General features: G+C 61.9%; 25 protein-coding genes. 19 read left to right on the top strand and 6 right to left on the bottom strand.

Features of this window, described 5'->3' with window-relative positions:
* Positions 1 to 16 precede the first annotated feature (16 nt).
* From rapZ to AC2A1F_RS16870, 5 genes are all read left to right on the top strand, one after another.
* Positions 17 to 934, top strand: coding sequence for an RNase adapter RapZ (rapZ, locus tag AC2A1F_RS16890; RefSeq protein WP_484209940.1), 918 nt, complete (start codon positions 17 to 19; stop codon positions 932 to 934).
* Positions 935 to 1,099: 165 nt separating this feature from the next.
* Positions 1,100 to 1,504, top strand: coding sequence for a PTS sugar transporter subunit IIA (locus AC2A1F_RS16885; protein WP_484209939.1), 405 nt, complete (start codon positions 1,100 to 1,102; stop codon positions 1,502 to 1,504).
* A gap of 1 nt (position 1,505) precedes the next feature.
* A complete protein-coding gene (locus tag AC2A1F_RS16880; protein WP_292630809.1) occupies positions 1,506 to 1,802 on the top strand; it encodes an HPr family phosphocarrier protein in 297 nt (98 codons plus the stop codon).
* A 159-nt stretch (positions 1,803 to 1,961) separates the two neighbouring features.
* Positions 1,962 to 2,765, top strand: coding sequence for a TrmH family RNA methyltransferase (locus AC2A1F_RS16875; RefSeq protein ID WP_484209938.1), 804 nt, complete (start codon positions 1,962 to 1,964; stop codon positions 2,763 to 2,765).
* A gap of 58 nt (positions 2,766 to 2,823) precedes the next feature.
* Positions 2,824 to 3,228, top strand: a complete 405-nt coding sequence (locus tag AC2A1F_RS16870; RefSeq protein WP_484209937.1) for an META domain-containing protein — start codon at positions 2,824 to 2,826, stop codon at positions 3,226 to 3,228.
* 14 nt (positions 3,229 to 3,242) lie between these two features.
* On the opposite strand, the gene AC2A1F_RS16865 is transcribed toward AC2A1F_RS16870, so the two are convergent.
* From AC2A1F_RS16865 to recR, 4 genes are all read right to left on the bottom strand, one after another.
* On the bottom strand, positions 3,243 to 3,992 hold the full coding sequence (locus tag AC2A1F_RS16865; protein WP_484209936.1) for a hypothetical protein: 750 nt from the start codon (positions 3,990 to 3,992) through the stop codon (positions 3,243 to 3,245).
* 41 nt (positions 3,993 to 4,033) lie between these two features.
* A complete protein-coding gene (locus AC2A1F_RS16860) occupies positions 4,034 to 5,554 on the bottom strand; it encodes a DNA recombination protein RmuC (RefSeq protein WP_484209935.1) in 1,521 nt (506 codons plus the stop codon).
* A 76-nt stretch (positions 5,555 to 5,630) separates the two neighbouring features.
* Complete coding sequence (locus tag AC2A1F_RS16855; protein WP_484209934.1) at positions 5,631 to 6,197, bottom strand: peptide deformylase; 567 nt, start codon at positions 6,195 to 6,197, stop codon at positions 5,631 to 5,633.
* A 206-nt stretch (positions 6,198 to 6,403) separates the two neighbouring features.
* Positions 6,404 to 6,997 (bottom strand): recombination mediator RecR, encoded by a 594-nt coding sequence (gene recR, locus AC2A1F_RS16850; RefSeq protein WP_484209933.1) that lies wholly within the window; start codon positions 6,995 to 6,997, stop codon positions 6,404 to 6,406.
* Positions 6,998 to 7,049: 52 nt separating this feature from the next.
* Here recR and fmt point away from each other — a divergent pair, with 52 nt between their 5' ends.
* From fmt to AC2A1F_RS16835, 3 genes are read left to right on the top strand one after another with little or no spacing between them, the layout of a single operon-like run.
* Positions 7,050 to 8,012, top strand: a complete 963-nt coding sequence (gene fmt / locus AC2A1F_RS16845; RefSeq protein WP_484209932.1) for a methionyl-tRNA formyltransferase — start codon at positions 7,050 to 7,052, stop codon at positions 8,010 to 8,012.
* A complete protein-coding gene (gene truA, locus AC2A1F_RS16840; RefSeq protein ID WP_484209989.1) occupies positions 8,009 to 8,761 on the top strand; it encodes a tRNA pseudouridine(38-40) synthase TruA in 753 nt (250 codons plus the stop codon). The genes fmt and truA overlap by 4 nt, the downstream gene beginning before the upstream one ends.
* A gap of 3 nt (positions 8,762 to 8,764) precedes the next feature.
* Entirely contained in the window at positions 8,765 to 9,880 is a 1,116-nt protein-coding gene (locus tag AC2A1F_RS16835; RefSeq protein WP_484209931.1) for a zinc-binding dehydrogenase, read from the top strand.
* A gap of 60 nt (positions 9,881 to 9,940) precedes the next feature.
* Here AC2A1F_RS16835 and cobS read toward each other — a convergent pair whose 3' ends face one another.
* Positions 9,941 to 10,921, bottom strand: coding sequence for a cobaltochelatase subunit CobS (gene cobS / locus AC2A1F_RS16830; RefSeq protein ID WP_484209930.1), 981 nt, complete (start codon positions 10,919 to 10,921; stop codon positions 9,941 to 9,943).
* A gap of 79 nt (positions 10,922 to 11,000) precedes the next feature.
* Between cobS and AC2A1F_RS16825 the strand changes: the two genes are divergently transcribed.
* The 3 genes from AC2A1F_RS16825 to AC2A1F_RS16815 all read left to right on the top strand — a co-directional run bounded on the left by AC2A1F_RS16825 (position 11,001) and on the right by AC2A1F_RS16815 (position 12,335).
* Positions 11,001 to 11,648 carry a glutathione S-transferase family protein gene (locus AC2A1F_RS16825; protein ID WP_484209929.1) on the top strand — a complete coding sequence of 216 codons (648 nt, stop codon included), beginning with the start codon at positions 11,001 to 11,003 and terminating at the stop codon, positions 11,646 to 11,648.
* A gap of 108 nt (positions 11,649 to 11,756) precedes the next feature.
* The gene (locus tag AC2A1F_RS16820; protein WP_484209928.1) at positions 11,757 to 12,116 is read left to right on the top strand and encodes a hypothetical protein; all 360 of its coding nucleotides are present in this window, start codon (positions 11,757 to 11,759) and stop codon (positions 12,114 to 12,116) included.
* A gap of 9 nt (positions 12,117 to 12,125) precedes the next feature.
* Positions 12,126 to 12,335, top strand: a complete 210-nt coding sequence (locus tag AC2A1F_RS16815) for a hypothetical protein (protein WP_484209927.1) — start codon at positions 12,126 to 12,128, stop codon at positions 12,333 to 12,335.
* 30 nt (positions 12,336 to 12,365) lie between these two features.
* On the opposite strand, the gene AC2A1F_RS16810 is transcribed toward AC2A1F_RS16815, so the two are convergent.
* Entirely contained in the window at positions 12,366 to 12,818 is a 453-nt protein-coding gene (locus AC2A1F_RS16810) for a nuclear transport factor 2 family protein (protein ID WP_484209926.1), read from the bottom strand.
* Between the two features lie 88 nt (positions 12,819 to 12,906).
* On the opposite strand from AC2A1F_RS16810, the gene AC2A1F_RS16805 reads away from it, so the two are divergent.
* From AC2A1F_RS16805 to AC2A1F_RS16770, 8 genes are all read left to right on the top strand, one after another.
* On the top strand, positions 12,907 to 13,764 hold the full coding sequence (locus tag AC2A1F_RS16805; RefSeq protein ID WP_484209925.1) for a DUF8021 domain-containing protein: 858 nt from the start codon (positions 12,907 to 12,909) through the stop codon (positions 13,762 to 13,764).
* A 107-nt stretch (positions 13,765 to 13,871) separates the two neighbouring features.
* Positions 13,872 to 16,031, top strand: coding sequence for a PQQ-dependent dehydrogenase, methanol/ethanol family (locus AC2A1F_RS16800; protein WP_484209924.1), 2,160 nt, complete (start codon positions 13,872 to 13,874; stop codon positions 16,029 to 16,031).
* Between the two features lie 126 nt (positions 16,032 to 16,157).
* On the top strand, positions 16,158 to 16,655 hold the full coding sequence (locus tag AC2A1F_RS16795) for a DUF3237 domain-containing protein (RefSeq protein ID WP_484209923.1): 498 nt from the start codon (positions 16,158 to 16,160) through the stop codon (positions 16,653 to 16,655).
* Positions 16,656 to 16,728: 73 nt separating this feature from the next.
* Positions 16,729 to 18,315: an FAD-binding oxidoreductase gene (locus AC2A1F_RS16790; protein ID WP_484209922.1), complete on the top strand. Its 1,587-nt coding sequence runs from the start codon at positions 16,729 to 16,731 to the stop codon at positions 18,313 to 18,315.
* A gap of 1 nt (position 18,316) precedes the next feature.
* Positions 18,317 to 18,721 (top strand): c-type cytochrome, encoded by a 405-nt coding sequence (locus AC2A1F_RS16785; protein ID WP_484209921.1) that lies wholly within the window; start codon positions 18,317 to 18,319, stop codon positions 18,719 to 18,721.
* Positions 18,721 to 19,089 carry a twin-arginine translocation signal domain-containing protein gene (locus AC2A1F_RS16780; RefSeq protein WP_484209920.1) on the top strand — a complete coding sequence of 123 codons (369 nt, stop codon included), beginning with the start codon at positions 18,721 to 18,723 and terminating at the stop codon, positions 19,087 to 19,089. The genes AC2A1F_RS16785 and AC2A1F_RS16780 overlap by 1 nt, the downstream gene beginning before the upstream one ends.
* Positions 19,090 to 19,338: 249 nt before the next feature.
* A complete protein-coding gene (locus AC2A1F_RS16775; protein WP_484209919.1) occupies positions 19,339 to 20,121 on the top strand; it encodes a glutathione S-transferase family protein in 783 nt (260 codons plus the stop codon).
* Positions 20,118 to 20,903, top strand: a complete 786-nt coding sequence (locus tag AC2A1F_RS16770) for a glutathione S-transferase family protein (protein WP_484209918.1) — start codon at positions 20,118 to 20,120, stop codon at positions 20,901 to 20,903. Before AC2A1F_RS16775 ends, AC2A1F_RS16770 begins: the two co-directional genes overlap by 4 nt.
* Positions 20,904 to 20,906 lie beyond the last annotated feature (3 nt).

The following is a 20,906-nucleotide window of genomic DNA, read 5'->3' as shown; positions in this document are numbered from 1 at the left end:
AACGACGGGTGAGGCAATGATCGCAGATTCAGGACCGCAGCGGATATTGCTTGTCACCGGCCTGCTGGGCGCGGGCAAGACAACCGCGCTGCGCACGCTGGAGGATCTGGGCTGGGAAGCCATCGACAACTTCCCGATCCGCTTGCTCGACCGCTTGCTGGAAACCGAACCGGGATCAGCCCGAATCGAGACCGGCGGCCCAATGGCAATCGGCTTTGACACGCGCACGCGTGGCTTCGATCCGGCGCGGACGATTGAACTGGTCAAGAAGCTGTCGCAGCGCAGCGACTTGCAGATCACTACGCTGTTTCTGGATTGCGCCGGGACCGAACTGGAGCGCCGCTACAACGAAACCCGCCGCCGCCATCCGATGAGCGAGGACAAGCCCGCAGCCACCGGGATCATGGCCGAGCGCGAATTGCTGGAGCCGTTGCGCCGCTGGGCCGATGTGGTGATCAGCACCACCAGCTTTACCAGCAACGATCTGCAGGCGGCGATTCGCGCCCAGTTTGGGACAGAGACACCTTCGGGACCGGTGCTGACGATCAGCAGTTTCGGCTTTTCACGCGGCACCCCGCCGCTTGCCGATCTGGTGTTCGACATGCGGTTTCTGGCCAATCCGCACTGGGTGGATGAACTGCGCCCGCAGACCGGGCAGCAGGCTGCCGTGGGTGATTATATCCGCCAAGATCCCGCTTTTGCCGAGGCTTTTGACCGCATCCGGGACCTGCTGCTGTTGCTGCTGCCGCGCTATCAGGAACAGGGCAAGGCCTATGTCCACGTGGCGTTCGGGTGTACCGGAGGGAAACACCGATCGGTGTTCATGGCCGAACAGATCGCTTCTGCCTTGCGCGGGGCAGGTTTTTCACCCACATTGCTGCATCGCAATCTCGCGTCGCGGGCAGCGGATATGCTTGAAGGCCAAAAGCCTTGAAGCAACGGGCCGGAAGAGCGCGAGGGACAAGACGATGGGCGGGACAGCACTGAAAGACATGCATTTCGATTCCCAATCGTCTTGCGGCCCGCGCACTTGCGCCAAGCCTGCGTTCATCATGCAGGTTGCAAGCTTTCGGGCCGTACTTCGGAGCCTGTCCCTTTCATGATCGGTCTTATCATTGTTACGCACGGCGCTCTTGCCGACGAATTCATCCACGCGATGGAGCATGTCGTCGGGCGGCAGAGCGATGTCATCGGCGTGTGCATCGGCCCCAACGATGACATGGAAAAGCGCCGCAAGGAAATTGCCGACGCGATCAAACGCGTCGACAGCGGCGAGGGTGTGATCATCCTGACCGATCTGTTTGGCGGCACGCCTTCGAACCTTGCCATATCGCTGATGCAGGCAGGCAAGGTTGAAGTGATTGCCGGGATAAATCTACCTATGCTGATCCGGCTTGCCAAAGCACGGGGCTGCATGGGATTGAAGGAAGCGACAGCGGCGGCACGCGATGCTGGACGCAACTATATAACGATCGCTTCCGAGTTTCTGGGACAGGATGCATGACATGTCGGAACAGGGTTACGTCACCCGTGAGACGGTAACGATTGTCAACCAGCGCGGCCTGCACGCCCGCGCCAGTGCCAAGTTCGTGAACGCGGTGGCCAAGCTGCCCGAAGGCTTTGATGTGCTGGTCAGCAAGGACGGCACCGACGCTGCGGGCGGATCGATCCTGGGCCTGATGATGCTGGGCGCGGCCAAGGGCGATACCGTGGACGTTTCGGTTGCCGGGCCTGAGGGTGAGGCTGACGCGATCCTGATGAAGTTGACCGGACTGATCAAGGACGGGTTCGGCGAGGATTGATTTGCAAGCTCCAGTGCTTCGACAAGCTCAGCATTAGCGGAATTTTCGCAGTATCTTCAAGCCCACCCCGCTCGTCCTGAGCCTGCCGAAGGACGCTTGCGCCACGCTGGCCGTAACACCGGTCTTGCTCCGGCCGTGGCGCTGCCGCATGGGGATACCATGACGCGCAAGATCATCACCGGCTATTCCAACCCGACGGTAAAATTCGTCCGCTCCCTGCGCGAGAAGAAGCACCGGCGGCGTGAGCGCAAATTCCTGGCCGAGGGCTTGCGCCTGTTGACAGACGCGCGCGAGGGTGGGCGCTTGCCTGAAATCCTGCTGATGGCGCAGGGGCGCGAGGCGCATCCATTGCTTGAGGAATTGGAAGCTGCAGTTTCGGCGGCGGGTGGCGAGGTTATCGAATTGCCGGTGGACATCCTGTCCAAGGTGACTGGCAAGGAAAACCCGCAGGCGGTGGCCGGCGTGTTCGCCGAATGGGATACTTCGATAGCGCTGATCGACCGCAAGGCCGCGCCGATCTGGCTGGTGGCGCATGCGATGCGCGATCCGGGCAATCTGGGCACGATGCTGCGCACGGCCGATGCGGTGGGAGCTGGCGGGTTGATCCTGATCGACGATTGCGTTGATCCGTTTTCGGTAGAGGCGGTCCGTGCCAGCATGGGCGCGATCTTTACCGAGCGGCTGGCGCAGGCGCGGTGGGATGAGTTTGCGGGCTGGCTGCGTCAGGGTGAGGGGCAATTGGTGGCCGCCAGCTTGCGCGAGGCGGTGCCCTATCGCGGGGCAGCTTACACTTCGCCTTGCTTTGTAATGGTAGGCAACGAATCGCGCGGGCTGCCCGAGGACTATGAAATGGCCTGCGATCTGCGCGTGACGATGCCGATGAAGGGACGCGCGGACAGCCTGAATGCCGCCGTTGCGGGCGCGGTACTGGCCTATGAAGTGCTGGCAACGCTTGAAGGCTGAACACTAACGGACTGTCCGGTTAATCCTTCGCTCAGTCGCAAGGGTGTACACCAACTGCATGGTTCAGCGCTTTTCCTTGATTTTGGCTTCTGCCGCATTGCTTGGTAGTTGCGCCACTGCGCCGACCAGTTCGGCTGGCCTTGCCGAAACACGCTGGAAAATTGTGCGGATCGACGGTGCGCCACCTGTGTCTTTGGACAAGGCGACCATGCAGTTCGATGAGCTGCGGCTTGGCGCGAATGTCGGGTGCAACGGTATTGGTGGCGAGTATCGCGTGGATGGTGGGCGGCTGGTGGCCGGGCCACTGATGGCCACGCGGATGTTCTGTGAAGGCCCGGTGTGGCAGCAGGAAGAGGCGGTCAACGCGTTGCTATCGGCCGCACCGGAAATTCAGCGGAGCGGGTCTACCATGCGGCTCGTCTCGGGCGGACATGCGCTTGATCTGGAATTGGTTGGCGGCTGATCGGGCGCCCACGGTTAATCCCCGGCGATGAATGCGGTGATCCGCCACGTGCCGTCCCGCGGCTCTGCGATCAGGCGATAATCCAGCAGGCTGCGCAGCTTGGCCGTTTCGATCCAGCCTTTCTGGCCGCCGTCGAGTGTGACCCGCGTTTCGCCTTTTTCAGGATCAAATTGCATCGGATCGATGCCGACGATGAACCAGCCGACCGGGCTGATGACCTTGCCGCCGGGCTTGTCACGCAAAGGGGTGTCATCGCCCAGCACCAGCATGGCGTTGTAGCTGTCTACTTCTTCGGGCACGTTCCAGAACACCCATGGCATAGCCGCAATCCCGCCCTCAACCGCGCAGCCCAGCGGCAGAATGGCGGCCAGTTCCTGCCACAGGCCTGTTTCCGGATCGGCGAGGCGCTTCTTCAGTTCCGCCGTGCCACTGCCGCCGCCGTAATCGAGCGCGATATCGGGCGCTGAAAGCGCGACGAGCGCATCGGCATTGCGCGCGCGGATGGCGCTGTTCAGGTTCTTGCGAAAAGCGGGCCAGCCCGGCTTGGCCGAGCAGTCGTCTCTGGGAGCATAGCTGATACCCGCGAGGGCAACTGGCTCTTCGGGTGCAACGCTAGCCAATGCGCTGGCAGAGGCATCGGGATCAGGTTCTGGCAGCGGCACCAGACTGGGAGCGGGCACAGGTGCGGCGGATACTTCAGCGGTAGGGGACGGGCGCGGTTGTGGCTCACTGTCACACCCCACCAGCGCCAACCCAAGTGCCAATTGGGCGGCAAGGGAGGCAAGACAAGGCCGCTGCCATCGCTTCATTCCGCCGCCACGTCTCCTTCATCATTGGCAACCGCTGCCAGTGCCGCCGGTTCGGCATCGGCATAGCGCGGTGCGGCTTCGACCAGCGGGACTTCTTCGATTTCGCGCTTGCCGATCTCGATGTGCTTGTCTTTCAGGCGGCGTCCGGCGGACAACACGTTGCGTTCAAAGCTGCCGACGAACTTGTTGTAGTTGCTGACCGCGCTGTCCAGCCCATTGCCCACGCGCTTCAGGTGTTCAGCGGCGACGGCGAGACGGTCATACAATTCACCGCCCATGCGCCCGATCTCGCGCGCTTCGCGCGCCAGCCCATCCTGCCGCCAGACTTGCGCTACGGTACGCGCAATGGCGACGAGGTTGGTCGGGCTGGCCAGCAGCACGCGGCGTTCGAACGCAAAATCCCACAGGCCCGGATCACGCTCCAGCGCGGCGGCGATGAAGTGTTCGCCGGGCACGAACATCAAGACGTAATCGGGCGCTTCTTCAAACTGGCTCTGGTAGGATTTTGCCCCTAGCGTCTGGATATGGTTGCGCATTGACTGTACGTGCGCATTCAGCGCGATCTTGCGGGCATCATCGTCTGTCGCCTCGAACGCATCCTGATAGGCGTTGAGCGAGACTTTGGCGTCGATCACCAGCAGCTTGTTGCCCGGCACGCGCACGATAGCATCGGGGCGCAACCGGCCCTCTTCGGTATCAACCGAATGTTCGGTGACGAAATCGGTGTGTTCGGCAAGGCCGCACTGTTCGAGCACATTGCGCAGCTGCAATTCGCCCCAGCGGCCGCGCGTTTTGGGGCCGTTCCGCAGACTGTTGCCCAATTGCGCGGCGGCGGCGCGTACGGCTTCCTGCCCATCGCGCATCGACTGGATCAGGCCGGTCAGGTTGCCGAACGCATCGACGCGCTCCTTCTCCAGCTTGCCGACTTGTTCCTCGTAGCTGCGCAGACGCTGATCGACCGGGGCTAGCAGCGACTTCAGCCGCTCTCCGCTCGACTTCTCGCTTTCTTCAAACCGTGCCTGCGCGCGGGCGAGGAAGGTTTCCTGTGCCTTTTCCAGCACCTTGTTGCCCGCGTTCTCGAACTCCTTGCGCAGCGCCTCCTGCGCCGCAATCAGAAGACGTTTCTGTTCGGCAAAGTTTTCGGCATCGGCCTTCATGCGTTCGACAGCCGTGCGGAAACCGTCGCGCTCATCACGCACGCGAACGAGTTCGGCGCGAACCACTTCGGCATCGGCGGCGCTTTGGCGCGCGGCGGCAAGGGCGGGGGCCAGCTCATCACGTTGGCGGCGCACGTCCTGCAATTCAGCAAGGCTGGCTTCGAGCGACTTCGTCCGCTCGCTCATGGCCGCAAGGTCAACCGTCATCGCCTTGACCGTGCCTTCGTGTGCCTTGGCCTCGGCATCGCGGCTGTCCGCCCGCGCGCGCCATTCGGCCACCGGACGCGAGCCGAGAAACCAGCCGACCCCAAGGCCGACCAAGAGGGCAAGGATCACGAAGAGAATCAGAACGGGGTCCACGCTTGCTCCAGCAAAGAACGAAGCATGAACTTAACTTAGGTCATCACCTATGGCAACCGGCCTGCGCAACCTTTCCTCAGGCGTATTTGCGCAGCTTTTCCAGCTTCTTGAGCGCAATGCCGCGCTTCAGGCGCGAGAGGTGATCGATGAACAGGATGCCTTCGAGGTGGTCCATCTCATGCTGGAGGCACGTGGCCATCAGGTCGTCCATCTCTTCTTCGTGGACATTGCCATCAAGGTCCTGCCAGCGCGCGCGTATGCGTGCCGGACGTTCGACCTCGGCATAGATCTCGGGGACCGACAGGCAGCCTTCTTGATAGAGGCGCAAATCGTCCGACGGATCAAGGATTTCGGGGTTGATGAAAACGCGCGGTTCGCGCTTGGTGGGCGTGTGGTGATGGTGGTGACCATCGTGATCGCAGGCCACCGGTTCTGCGTCCGGGTCTTCGGGTTGCAGATCGATCACCAGCACGCGCAGCGGCACGCCCACCTGAATGGCGGCAAGGCCAATGCCGGGGGCATCGTACATTGTTTCGAACATGTCAGACACAAGCGTGCGCAGTTCGTCGTCAAACTTTTCGACGGGGACGGAGACCTGCTTCAGGCGCGGGTCGGGGACTTCGATGATTTCGCGGATGGCCATGGGGGGCAGATAGGGAATGTGCGGGGGAGTCGCAAGGCTGTCACGTAATGGCTTAGCTCCCCCGCGCAGGCGGGGGCCTCAGGCGGTTGAAGGAAGGGTGGTGTAAAAGGCCTTGTGTTGCGCAAGGGGTGTGTGCGCGGCCTGAGGCCCCCGCCTGCGCGGGGGCGCGGTGTAATTTGTGGAAGCGTGGTGATGTAAGGGCTGTTTCAGACCGGCCTTCTTGCCCGGAGCGCCTGCGCCAGCGTGCCCTCGTCTAGGTAGTCCAACTCGCCGCCCACCGGCAACCCATGCGCCAACTGCGTGACGCGCACGGCGGCGTCTTCCAACCGTTCGGCGATGTAGTGCGCGGTGGTCTGGCCTTCCAGCGTGGCGTTCATAGCGAGGACCACTTCGTCGATCCCGCCCTGCGCCACCCGATCAAGCAATTGGCCAATGCTCAGGTCTTCGGGCCGCACCCCTTCCAGCGCGGAAAGCCTGCCGCCGAGTACGTGGTATTTGCCGGTGAACAGGTGTGCGCGGTCAAGCGCCCAGAGGTCTGCCACTTCCTCCACCACGCAGATCGCACGGGCATCGCGGCGGGGATCAGTGCAGATACTGCAGGGGTTGGTGGTGTCCACGTTGCCGCAGGTGTCGCATTCGACCAGCAAGTCCTGCACCTGGGTGAGCGCGGCCAGCAATTGCGGCAGCGCCGTTTCGCGCCGCTTGATCAGCCACAGCACCGCGCGCCTTGCCGACCTTGGCCCCAGCCCAGGAAGCCGCGCCAATGCGCCGGAAAGCGCCTCGATCTCTTGCGATGCCATGACAGCACAGATAGGGCCGGGGGCGACAAACGGAAGGCCTTGTTTACAGCTTATGCGCATCATCTTCATGGGAACGCCCCAATTTGCGGTGCCGACGTTGGAAGCGCTGGTGGCGGTGGGGCACGATGTAGTTGTGGTTTACAGCCAACCACCGCGTCCGGCGGGGCGGGGGAAAAAATTGCAACCATCGCCGGTGCATCTGGCGGCGCAGGCGCACGGCATTGAAGTGCGCACCCCGGTTTCGTTGAAAGGCGCGGACGAGCAAGCGGCGTTTGCGGCGTTGGAGGCCGACATTGCGGTGGTGGCAGCTTATGGCTTGATCCTGCCGCAGGCGGTGCTGGACGCGCCAAAGCTGGGTTGCCTGAACGTCCATGGCTCACTGCTGCCACGTTGGCGTGGGGCCGCGCCGGTGCAGCGCGCGATCCGCGCTGGCGATGCGCTGACGGGTGTGACGATCATGCAGATGGAGCGCGGGCTGGATACCGGGCCGATGCTGGCCAAGGTAGAGACGCCGGTCGATGGCAAGACGGCGGGAGACCTGACCACTGAACTGGCGGAGAAGGGCGCAGCGCTGATGGTTTCGGTTTTGGCCGACCTTGGCGCGCATCCGCCGGTGGTGCAGCCGGAGGAGGGCGTCACATACGCCCACAAAATCGACAAGGCCGAGAGTCGGCTGGATTTCACGCAAGATGCGGTAGACGTGGAGCGTCAGGTCCGCGCCTTTGCGCCTGCGCCGGGGGCGTTCTTCGAACTTGAGGGCGAGCGCTACCGCGTCTTGGCGGCCACAGTCCTGCGTCCCCGCGAAGGCGGGGACCTCGGTGAACCTGATGATGCGATTGATGGAAGTCCCCGCCTTCGCGGGCATGCAGGAATGGTTTTGGATGATGCGCTTACTATCGCCTGTGGAGCGGGTGCGATTCGGCCCACGCTGGTCCAGCGTGCGGGGCGTCCGGCGATGGATGCGGCGGCGCTGTTGCGTGGGCGGGCGATTGCGGCGGGGACCAGTATCAACTGATGCGTTTTGCCATCACTCTCGAATGGAATGGCGGGGCCTATATGGGCTACCAGCGCCAGTCGCACGGCCCCAGCGTGCAGCAGGCGCTGGAAGATGCGGTTCATTCGGTCACGGGGGAAACGGTTGCGGTCCATGCGGCTGGGCGCACCGATACCGGCGTTCACGCGCTGGGCATGCGGGCGCATTTCGATCTTGCGCGCAGTTTCGATCCGTTCCGTATGCTGGAGGCGCTGAATGCGCATTTGCGCAAAGCGAAGCACGCGGTGGCGGTGTTGGATTGCATTGAAGTGGCCAATGACTGGCACGCGCGGTTTTCTTGCACTGGCCGCGCCTATGAATACCGCATCATCAACCGCCGTGCGCCGTTGACGCTCGACCTTGGTCAGGCGTGGCGCATCGCCAAACCGCTGGACGAGCGCGTGATGCACGAGGCTGCGCAATTGCTGGTCGGGCTGCACGATTTTACCACGTTCCGCTCGGTCCATTGTCAGTCAGCCAGCCCGGTAAAAACGCTCGACCGGCTGGATGTGCGGCGTGAGGGTGATCGCGTGATTATCGAGGCAGCGGCGCGCAGCTTTCTGCATCATCAGGTGCGCTCAATGGTCGGCTGTCTGGCACTGGTTGGGCAGGGGCAATGGCGGGTGGAGCAGGTGGCCGAGGCGCTGGCGGCAAAAGACCGTAGCAAATTAGGACTTAACGCGCCGCCGGAAGGTCTATACTTCGTGGATGCCATATATCCCGGAGAGTAGAAAATGACCGACCTGAACGGCCAGCGCATTGTTTCCAAACTTGATTCTGACGGCACACTGACCGTTGCTGTTGAGGACTTCACGGTTCCGGCACCAACGGGCAGCCAGGTGGTGGTCCGGGTAGAGGCGACGCCCATCAATCCATCGGACCTTGGCCTGTTGTTCGGCCCGGCAGATCTGGAAAATGCCGTGTTTTCCCCCGGCAAGATCGTGGCGCAGATGCCTGAACCGGCGGCGCGCGCCATGGCGGGGCGGAACGGAGAGGCCATGCCGGTAGGCAACGAGGGTGCAGGCACGGTCGTGGCGGCGGGAGAGGCGCCCGAAGCACAAGCTCTGCTGGGCAAGTGCGTTACCAGTCTGGCAGGCAGCATGTATGCAACGCTGGCGGCTGCTGACGCCAGAATGTGCATAGAACTGGACGCGGGGATCAAGGCGGAACAGGGCGCTTCGGCCTTCGTCAACCCGTTGACAGCGTTGAGCTTTACCGAAACGATGCGGCACCTTGGCCACAGCGCGCTGGTACATACCGCGGCTGCATCGAATCTGGGGCAGATGCTGGTAAAGATCTGTCAGGCCGATGGTATTCCGCTGGTAAACGTGGTGCGCAATGATGCGCAAATGGCGATCCTGAAAGGGATCGGCGCAGAGCATGTGGTGGACAGTTCAAAAGAGACTTTCCTCGAAGATCTCACCGCTGCAGTTACGGCAACCAAGGCGACTATGGCGTTCGATGCGATCGGCGGCGGCAAGCTGGTCAGCCAGATCCTGACCGTGATCGAGCAGGTAGCCAATACAGGCGCTGCCTATAGCCGCTATGGCTCAAACAGCCCCAAGCATGCTTTCATTTACGGCATGCTGGATACGTCTCCGACGGTGCTGTCGCGCAACTTCGGCTTTTCATGGGACGTATCGGGATGGCTGCTGACGCCGTGGATGGCCAAGCTGGGCGCCGAAGTGGTCGACAAGATGCGCCGCCGCGTGATGGCAGAACTGAACACGACATTCGCCAGCCACTACAAGGCGCACGTCACGCTGGAACAGGCTCTGACTCGCGAAGCTGCGCTTGAATACAACGCGCGGCGTACCGGCGAGAAATACCTGATCGTGCCGAACGGGTGATCCCATGAAAAAAGGCCCTCGCAATCGCGGGGGCCTTTTCAATTTCAACACTGGAAGCAATCACCCCCGGTGCGCGATGCTTTCGGGCAGATCCTTGCCGAATACGCGCTGATAATATTCCGCCACCAGCACGCGTTCGGTCTCGTCGCACTTGTTGAGGAACGAGAGGCGGAACGCAAAGCCGACGTCGTTGAAGATGCCGCAGTTCTGCGCCCAAGAAATGACCGTGCGCGGGCTCATTACGGTGGATATGTCGCCGTTGATGAAGCCCTGCCGCGAAAGATTGGCCACGCGCACCATGTCCGCCACGGTCTGCGGGTTCAGATCGCGCACCTTTTTGCTCACGATCTCGACCTCGGTCTCCTGCGCCAGATAGTTGAGCGCGACGACGAGGTTCCAGCGGTCCATCTGACCTTGGTTGATCGCCTGCGTGCCATGGTACAGCCCGCTCGTATCGCCCAGACCCACCGTATTGGCCGTGGCGAACAGGCGGAAGTAGGGGTTGGGGCGGATCACGCGGTTCTGGTCGAGCAGCGTGAGCTTGCCTTCGGTTTCCAGCACGCGCTGGATCACGAACATCACGTCGGGCCGGCCCGCATCGTATTCGTCAAACACCAGCGCGGTCGGCGTCTGCAGTGCCCAGGGCAGCAGGCCTTCGCGGAATTCAGTGACCTGCAGGCCATCGCGCAGCACGATAGCATCGCGGCCGACCAGATCGATGCGGCTGATATGCGCATCAAGGTTGATGCGGATGCACGGCCAGTTCAATCGCGCGGCGACTTGTTCGATATGCGTCGATTTGCCCGTGCCGTGATAGCCCTGCACCATCACGCGGCGGTTGTAGGCAAAGCCTGCAAGGATCGCCAATGTGGTGTCCGGGTCGAACACGTAAGTCGCGTCAGCATCAGGCACGCGCTCGTCTGCGCGGCTGAATGCCGGGACCTTCATGTCGATGTCGATGCCGAAAGTCTCACGGACATCGATCTGGATATCGGGTGCGGCGAGCACGGTCGTCGCGTGGCTGTTCGGAAGTTCGCTCATCACCATGTCGCCTATACGCGCGGGCGCTGCGCTGCAATAAGGTTTCACAGGACCTGTCCGTTAGAATGGGAGAATTTCAATGAAGCTCTATGGCGCGCTGCTTTCCCCCTTTGTGCGAAAGGTGGCGGTTATCGCTACGGAAAAGGGCATTTCGTGGGATCTGGCACGCGGTGGGCCGGGCAGCACGGACCCCGAATTTCTGGCAGCCAGCCCTTTGGGCAAGATTCCGGCGATTGATGACGATGGCTTCACGCTCGCCGATTCGTCGGCCATCGCCTTCTATCTGGATGCCAAATATCCCGAACCCAAGCTTCTGCCAGAAGATGCGCAACTGCGCGGCAAGGCGGTTTTCTGGGACGAATTTGCCGATACCGTGCTGGGCGCTTCGGGCCTGAAGATCCTGTTCAACCGTCTCGTCGGGCCGAAGCTGCTCAAAGCCGGCGGTGATGAGGCAATTGCGCTGCAGGGCGAGGCTGAACTGCCACGCTGGATCGAGTGGCTGGAAAGCGAAGTGCCGGCCGAAGGTTGGTTGCTGGGGGATACCTTCAGCCTTGCCGATATCGCCGTTGCATCAACCTTCCGTACGTTAGCCTATGTCGGTCATGGCGTGAATGCCGAACTGCGGCCCAATACGGCTGCGTGGTATGTGCGCGTTACAGAACGGCCTGCGTGGGCCGCAGTGGCGACGCGCGAAGAGCCGATTGCGGCGCGCATCATGGCGATGTGAAGCGATTTTTGCGCGATCGGCCCAGTCTGGTCCCATTAGCGCCTATGGCGTTGGACCAGCCCGCCGCGCCTGCTACCTTAAGCACTCAATTCGTTTGGGGGACCCGTTATGAGCCTGTTTGATTCGATCCTTGGTCAAGTGACCCAGAATATCGATGTGAAGAACCTTGCCGCAAAGGTCGGCATTGATCCTGCGATGGCCGAAAACGCGATTGCCGCGCTTGCCGCCGGGCACCAGTCGCCGAATGACACGATCACCACCGCAGCGGCTAGCTCTGGCTTGGATGCTTCAAAGCTGCAGGAAATTGTCGGCCACATCGGTGGTGAAGGCTCGCTCGCCAGCTTTGCTTCGATGCTGGGCCAAAACCCCGATGCGCTGAACAAGGTCGCAGGCTTCCTCGACAAGGATGGCGATGGCAATCCGCTCAATGATCTGGCCGGTATGGCCAAGGGCCTGTTCGGCAGCTAACGCGGCCTGATGCTCGATACTGCGCTTTCCCTGCTGATGCTTGCCGCGATTGCCCTGCTTGCAGGCGCGGTGTTTCTGTTGCGGCGGGGGGAGCGCAAGCGGCCCGTCCTGATGCTCACGCTGGCAGGCGTTATGGTCATGAACCTGATCATCTGGACTCTGCCCGACAAGAGCGGGGGCACGCTGGCCGAAGCCGCCAAGCAGGGTGCGACGCAATAGCGCTGCACCCTGCGGCAAAGCATTGGCCGTTCAGAACATCGTGTTGGTGTTGGCAGCGGCTTCGGGCACCGGTGACAGCACGTCCCAGTGCTCCATCACTTTGCAGCCCTGAACGCGGAAGATATCGACAACCGCAAACCCGCGTTTTGCCGCAGCATCGCCACCTTCATTCCAGCCGTGGCTGTGAACAGCCACCAGATCGCCATCGGCAATGATCCGATGGATTTTTGTGCGCTGGCCCGGATTTTCCTGAACGAACTTTTCGAGGAAAGTGATCGCCGCATCGCGCCCGGTCGCGGCATAGGGGTTGTGCTGGATATAGCCCGGATCGACCCAGCGCTCGAAAGATGAGCGCACCTTCTTCTGCATGTAGAATTCATCCATGAACCGGCTGACCACCTCCTTTGGTGTCAGCTTGCAGTCCTGCGCCTGCACGGTTCCTGATGTCAGCGCAAAGGCGATTGCGGCAATGATCCAACGCATGACCTCTCCTCTTTATTTATAACATTTGGTAGAGTATGCCGTGTCATGAGAAGGCCGTCAAAGCCTCAATGCATCTTTGGGAGAAGTGATGACTCGCGCTGAGCTTTACGCCGTTCTTGACCGCTTTCTGGCCGCGCTGAATGCCCGCGATCCCCATTCGCTTGATTGGGCAACGGGCGCGAATCACAGCGAGAACAACGTCATGCTGGAAATCGGCGATGGCGTGTGGGGCACGATTGACCGGCTGGGCGAATACCAGTTGCGCTTTGCCGATGTGAAGACGCGGCAGGTTGGCTATTTCGGCACGGTTATCGAACCTATCGAAGATTCCGCCTTCACGCTGCGCCTTGGCCTGAACGAAGCAGGGCAGATTGCCGAGTGCGAAATGCTGATCGTCCGCCAGTCTGACAGCGGGATCAAGTTCGAGAACTGCCGCTATTGGGACAAGCCGATCCTGCACCGCGAGGCAGAAGCGCCGGTGAGTCGCGAACAGATGGTGCGCCTGTCCAACGGCTATTTCGATACGCTCCAGCGCAACGACGGCACGATCCACACGAAGTTTCATCCCGATTGCAACCGCGTGGAAAACGGCGTGCAGACCACGCGCAACCCCGATTTTGCCAAGATCGTGCCGGTATCGGCGCTGGGCTGCGAAGAGCAGTTCCGCATGGGCAACTACCGCTATGACGACGATCTGCGCGCCCGCCGCTTTCCGCTGGTGGACGAAGAGCGCGGTCTGGTGCTGGCCTTCGGCTTCATCGACCATTCGGGCCGCTTGCGCGAATTTCAGCTGACCGATGGGCGCATGGTGAAAAGCCCGGTTCTGCGGCCGCATAGCTTCTACATTTCCGAACTGTTCAAGATCGATCATGGCATGATTGAGCAGATTGAGGCGAACTTCATTACCGTGCCTTATCGCATGCCAAGCCCTTGGGATTCCCTGTGATGCGCGCCGCCAAAACTCCGCTCATGCTGAGCTTATCGAAGCATGTGGGCGCTGTGGTGCGGGCATCCTTCGGCAGGCTCAGGATGAGCGGGAAGGGGATGTTGGGGGTGGGTTTGCTGGTTCTTGCCGCGTGCACCATTGCCGCTACGCCGCCACAAGTCGGCGCAGGGACGAACTGGACCAGCCCCGGCGGTGACATGGGCAAGACGCACCATTCACGGCTGACCGCGATCAACGCCGAAAACGTCAGCCAGCTTGGCCTTGCGTGGGAGGCCGATCTTGGCACCCTGCGCGGGCAGGAGGCGACGCCGGTGGTGATGGATGGCGTGCTCTACACATCGGGCACCACGGGCCGTGCCTATGCCTTTGATGCTGCGACGGGCAAGGAACTGTGGCGGTTCGAGCCTGAGGTCGACATGCAGGTCAACCGTACGGTCTGCTGCGATATGGTCAATCGCGGGGTTGCCGTGGCGCGGGGCAAGGTCTTCGTCGCCGCGCTTGATGGCTGGATGTACGCGCTGGATGCCAAGACCGGCGCGGTGGTGTGGAAGACCGATTTCATCGAAAACCGCAAGCGCGGCGACAACTCCACCGGCGCGCCCGAAATTGCCGGCGACGTTGTGGTCGTGGGCATGAGCGGCGCGGAATACGATGTGCGTGGCTATGTCACTGCGCTCGATCTGGAAACAGGCAAGCTGCGCTGGCGCTGGCACGTGGTGCCGCACGATCCCAAGCTGGGGCCGCAGGAAATGCCCGAACTCGAAGCCGCGCTGAAAACGTGGGACCCGAACAGCCGCTGGGATATCGGCGGCGGCGGTAGCCCGTGGGATGCGATTGCCTTCGATCCCGAAACCGGGCTGGTGATCGTCGGTACCGGCAATGGCGGGCCTTATGCCACGTCCAAACGCTCGCCCGCAGGTGGGGACAATCTCTATCTCGCCAGCCTCGTCGCGCTCGATCCGAAGACGGGGCGGATGAAGTGGCACTATCAGGAAACCCCCGGCGACAACTGGGATTTCACCGCCACGCAGCCGATGATCTTCACGCACATGAAGATCGATGGTGAGGACCGCCCGGTGGTGCTGCATGCGCCCAAGAACGGGTTCCTTTACATTCTCGACCGGCGCGACGGAAAGCTGTTGCGGGCCAATCCCATCGTGCGGACCAACTGGACCAAGGGCATCGACCCAGTGACGGGCCGCCCGATCCTCGATCCCGAGGTGGCGGATTACACCACTGGTCCCAAGATCGTGTTTCCCGCCACCACTGGCGCGCGCAACTGGCACCCGGCCAGTTATGATCCAGCCACTGGCTTGTACATCGGCGCGGTGCTCGACATGGGGAACCTGATCTTCATGACCGAGGGTCAGAAGCCCTTCAAGGCAAAGGCGCTGAACAACGATGCGGCGCTGATCTTCACCCCCGATGTCGAAGCTGCGCTGGCTGGCTTTCCGCCAGCATTCGGCGATGCGGTGCGCAAGACGCCTGCCTATGCCGAGGCGCTGAAGAACCCGGCCAGCGCGCAGATCCGCGCCATCGATCCGCTGACCGGGAAGACCGTTTGGGCCGCTGATACCGCAGGCTGGCAGGACCGGGGCGGGGTGCTGACCACCGCCAGCGGCCTCACGATCTACGGCGGCGTGACCGGGAAGCTGTTCGTGCGCGAGACGAAGACCGGCAAGCTGCTGAAGGAGATCGACACCGGCACCGCAATCATGGCCGCGCCGATGACCTACGAGGTGGGCGGCGTTCAGTACATCGCAGTCATGGCCGGGTGGGGCGGGGGTGGCTATCCGTTCGTGCCGCGCTATTCAGCAGCGTATAATCGCAGCAACATGAACCGATTGCTAGTGTTCAAGATCGGCGGTGGCGCAGTGCCAAAGCCTGATATGCGGCCTGCGCTGGAAGTGGCACCCGCACCGCCTGCGCAAGCGCCGGGTGTGACGGCGGCGACCATTGCGCGCGGGCAGGGGCTGTTCTTCGGCAATTGCGCCATCTGCCACGCCAATCAGCCCCGCTCGATCACGCCGGACCTGCGCCGGATGCAGCCTGCCACGCATGAGGTGTTCCGCGAGATCGTGATGGAGGGGCTACTGGTGCCGAACGGCATGCCGCGCTGGGATGATTTGCTTAAGCCGGACGAAGCAGAAGCGATCCACGCCTACCTGATCGACCTGCAGAGTCAGACCCGCAAGGATGAGCTGGAAAAGCAGAGGGCCGGAAAGCCGCTCGACGGGCCGAGTCTGACCATTCTTTCGAACTATTGACCAGCAATTGCCACGCCCCAACCCCCGTTCGTGTCGAGCGAAGTCAAGACACAAGTCGCTGCATAACGTGTCTCGACTTCGCTCGACACGAACGGCGTGGAGTGGGGCAATTTACGAAGGACGCTTATGGACTTCTCCACGCTCGACAATCCCCGCCTCGAATTCGCCTTCGCCTGCCGCCTGCGTTTCACCCGGGTGCAGATGGTGCCTGACCTGCCATCAGGCGGGATGCGCAGCGCCGTCTATGTGGACGAGGGCGAGTTCGAAGGCCCGCGCCTGAAAGGCAAGGCCGTGCCCAATTCGGGCGGGGATTATGCCTTTTTCCGGCCCGATGACACGGCGATGTTCGATGCACGCTATGTGCTGGAAGTGGATGACGGCACACTGATCTATATGCAGAATAAAGGCTTCCTGTGGGGGCGCGAGCCGGGCACGATGGACCGCCTGCGCGCGTGGGCCTTTGCCGGGGGCGAGCCGGTACCCCACGCAGAATACTATCTGCGCGCGCAACCGACGTTCGAGACCAGCACGGGCAAGCACGACTGGCTCACCCGCCACGTCTTCATCGGCGTGGGCGAGCGCAAGCCCGATGGCAATTACGTGAAGTATTATGCGCTGACGTGACGGCTTGACCAAGCGGGCGCAAATCCGCATAACAATAACAAATGTTAGAAAAACATATGGGAGAATCCGTCCGGTGAAGCTTCACCTTCCCCCCCGCGTCAGCCCGAAGCAGTTCCAGTCTGCGATGACCGCCTTTGCCGGTGTCGTCGGCAAGGATTGGCTGATGGACAGCGACGCTGACCGCGATGCTTATGCCGATACATACGCGCCGGGCAGCACCGAAGAGTGGCCTGCATCGGCCGCCGTCGCGCCTGCCAGCGTGGATGAAGTGCGCGCGATCGTGCGGCTGGCGAATGAACATAAGGTGCCGCTCTGGCCCGTCGCGCGCGGCAAGAATCTGGGATACGGCACCGCCGCGCCGCGCATGGAGGGCACCGTGGTGATGGACCTTGGGCGCATGAACAAGGTGCTCGAACTCGATTCCACGCTGGCCTATTGCGTGGTCGAGCCGGGCGTCGGGTTCTATGATCTGTACGACAAGATCCAGCGCGAGAAGGCCCCGCTTTGGCTTTCGGTCCCCGGCAATGCCTGGGGTTCGGTGCTGGGCAATGCACTGGAACATGGCATCGGCTACACCTCCTATGGCCTCCATGCGCGCAACTTGTGCGGGATCGAGGCGGTGCTGCCCGATGGCGATCTGTTGCGCACCGGGATGGGTGCGATGAACAACAACCCTGCGTTCCATCTCTTCCCGATGAGCTATGGCCCGACATGGGATCTGGCGTTTTCGCAGTCCAATCTTGGCATCGTGACCAAGGCTGGCGTGTGGTTGCAGCCCGCGCCGGAAACCTCGCTCGAAATCGTGTGGGATATTCCCAAGGTGGAGGACATCGGCTGGGTGATCGATACGATCACGCCGCTCAAGATTTCCGGCTTGATCGACCAGAACGTGTTCATCCCGTCGTGGCTGGGCAAGATGGTGTTGAAAGGCCAGCGCAAGGACTTCTGGGACAAGCCATCGGCCATCCCCGACTGGCGCGTGGATGAACTGCTGAAAGAGCACAAGCTGGGCTATTGGCAGGTCGCGCTGCGGCTTTATGGCGAGGAACCCGTGGTCAAGGCGCGGGCCGAAGTGGTCAAGGCCGCGATGAAGCGCAACCTTGCCGCCCCCCCTCAGGAAAACTGGTGGCGGCAGGGCGATCCTATCGGGCAATATGACACCACGATGGGCGTGCCATCGGCTGTACCGTTGCAGATGTCAGACTGGATCGGCGGGCGCGGCGCACACATGGGCTTTTCGCCGGTGGTCCCAGCCACGGGCAAGCACGTGCTGGATCAGATGGCGCGCAGCCGCAAGATAATCGCCGATTTTGACGTCGATTTCTATGCCAGCTTCACCATCGGCGGGCGCTTTGCCAACAACGTCAACATGCTGATGTATGACCGCGACAACGCCGAAGAAGTCGTAAAAATGCGCAAGCTGTTTGATGCGCTGATCATTGAGACGGCCAAGGCGGGCTATGCCGAATACCGCACCCATCTGGGCTGGATGGACCCGGTGATGGAAACCTTCGATTTCAACAACCACGCGCTGCGCCGCTTTGACGAAAAGGTGAAGTCCGCGCTCGACCCCAACGGGATCATTGCGCCGGGCAAGCAGGGCGTGTGGCCTGCGGTCTACGCCGACAAGCGCGGGTCAGCCTACAAGGGAGGGCAGTGAGATGAAGCGTATCGTGATTGCCGCCGCCCTCGTGGCGATGGGGGCGGCTGCCTATGCCGCGCCGCCCGCCGGAGGCCCACCGCCGATGCCGCCCTACATGCTGCGCCCAATTGCGCCCGAGGGTGACCGGTTGAAGCCCGGCCGCGATGGCAAAACCGTGTTCGAGGCGCAGTGTGGATACTGTCACCTCGTTGGTGGCATGGGCACAAATCTTCTGACCAAGCAGCAGATGATGGCAGGCAATCCGCCGGAGCAGGGTGTGCTTGCCAACCGACAGGATCTAACGCGCGATTATGTGAAGGCCGTTGTCCGCATGGGCAAGGGCGCGATGCCGCAGCAGACCAAGGTTGATATCACCGACGCGGAGCTGGATGCCGTGGCGGCTTATCTCGGAAAGGCGGGCTGATGCGTCTGTCTCGCCGCTCGATGCTAAAAGGCAGCGCGCTGGCTGGCTCTGCCATGGCCGCGCCCGCCTTGGCTGCGATTTCACCCGAAACACCGCTGGTGGTGTTCGACAGCCGCATTCCTGAATCTCTGGCCTTTGCAGCTACCCATGGCAGCGCGGCGCGGCTTGATCTGGCACAAGGCGTTGAAAAAGCATGGCGCGCTCTGAATTTTCCGCGTGCGGTGACGGGCCTCACACGCTGGAGTGATTGGACCGCGCTACGTGGGGCACTCGAGGAGCAGGGCTTGCGACTCGGGGAAGAAATGCGTGTTGCATCGCCGCTCTCAGGCCGCACACATCTCTTCCGTTGGACAATGACGGCGCGCTAATCCCTCGTGCTGGAGGTCCGCAAATGAAAGGGGCGCGTTCTTTGCAGAGCGTGCCCCTTTTGCCATCCAGCAACGTTGCACTGCGTGAAATGCTCCGAATCGACGGGATGCACATCATGCGCCAAGGGGCATAGCCGGAACACGAAATTTAAAAGCATGCGGGCTTGACCCGCGCTCCCGCTGATTTAGTATGTGTTACTAACAATATTCCGACATGAAGCGGAATCGGGAGAGAGGCAAAGCGAGGCGATGGACGAGGTCACCCTCTACCACTGGGAACCGAACGCCAATTCAGGCAAGCCCATGCTTGCGCTGATGGAAAAGGGCGTGCCTTTTTCCAGCCATTACATCGATATGCTGCAGTTCGATCAGCACAAGCCGGAATACCTTGCCATCAACCCGCAAGGCACGATTCCGGCGATGGTTCATAACGCCAATGGCCAAAGGCGCGTGCTGACCGAAAGCACCGCAATCATGGAATATGTCAACGATCGCTTCGCCGGGCCGGACCTCATGCCAGCCGATGCGCAGGAAAGCTGGCGCGTGCGCTGGTGGATGAAGTTCATGGACCAGTGGCTTGGCCCCAGCTTCTCAATGATCGGCTGGAGCGTCTTCGTCGGACCGATGGTGCGCCAGCGCGATCCGGCGGAACTCGATGCTGCGATTGAGCGCATCCCGCTGCCCGAACGCCGCGTGGCTTGGCGCAAGGCGATCAGCGGCAATTTCTCGGACAGCGAAATGGCCGAAAGCCGCCGCCGCGTGGGGCTGGGCATTGCCAAGCTGGAAGAGGAACTGGGCAAGCGGCCTTATGTCGGGTCCAACCAGTACACGCTGGCCGATATCAACATCTTCAACAGCACTTATTCGCTGCCGCTGTCGCAGCCCGATTTGGCGGGCAAGGACAAGACGCCGAACATCATGCGCTGGCTCAAGCGCGTCTATACCCGCGATGCAGTGAAAAAGACCTGGGCGATGGGCAAGACCGATCTTGCGCACCGCTATGGCCTGATCATGGCGGAGATTGAGGAATGAGCGCCATTCTCTATCATGGCGAGCCGAACGGGGCTTCGCTGACGGTGCTTGCGGCACTGGCCGAAGCTGGGCTGGACATTGAATGCCGCCACATCGATCTGCTGGCGGGTGCGCGTCATGCGCTCGCAGGCATCACTGATCCTGTCGCGCTCAATCTTTGCATCGAAGGCGAAGGGCCGGTGCTGGTCATCGATGGTGAAGCGATGACCGAGTCCGTGTTTCTTGCGCAGTATTTCGATGAAGCTGCGGGCGGAGCCGGATTGCAGCCCGCCGATGCCTATGCCCGCTGGGAAATGATGATGTGGTGCCGCCAGATGACCGAGCGGCTGTCTCCTGCGGCAGCGCTGCTGGGCAATATGGCGAGCGCGGGCGATGCCATTGCGGCTATTCCGGCTGACGCCTTTGCAGTGCTGACGACCAGCATCGTCTCGGACGATCTGCGTGAACGCTGGCAGGCCTTGCACGACGGCGCAATCGATGCGGCCCAGATTGCTGACAGCGAGGTAAAGATCGCTGCCGCCGTCCTGCGCTGCGAAAAGCAGCTCGGCGATGGCCGCGAATGGCTGATGGGCACCTTTTCCATTGCCGATCTCGTCACCTATTCATGGCTGGCAGGCATGCAGCCGCTTCAGCCAGCGGCCTTTGCCGCCGCACCGCTTGCGCAGGCTTGGCTTGCCCGTGTGGCGGCGCGTCCGTCCGTGCAGGCCGCTTTGGCCAAAGCCACCGTTCAAGACCCGCTCCGCGCATGGGCGCCGGGGCCAGAAATCAACCGTTGGGGATAATCC

The organism is Novosphingobium sp. HNCC26BN242 (genome assembly GCF_057180525.1).
The sequence above is the reverse complement of the archived record's forward strand: the minus strand, read 5'-3'. Positions and strand labels throughout refer to the sequence as shown.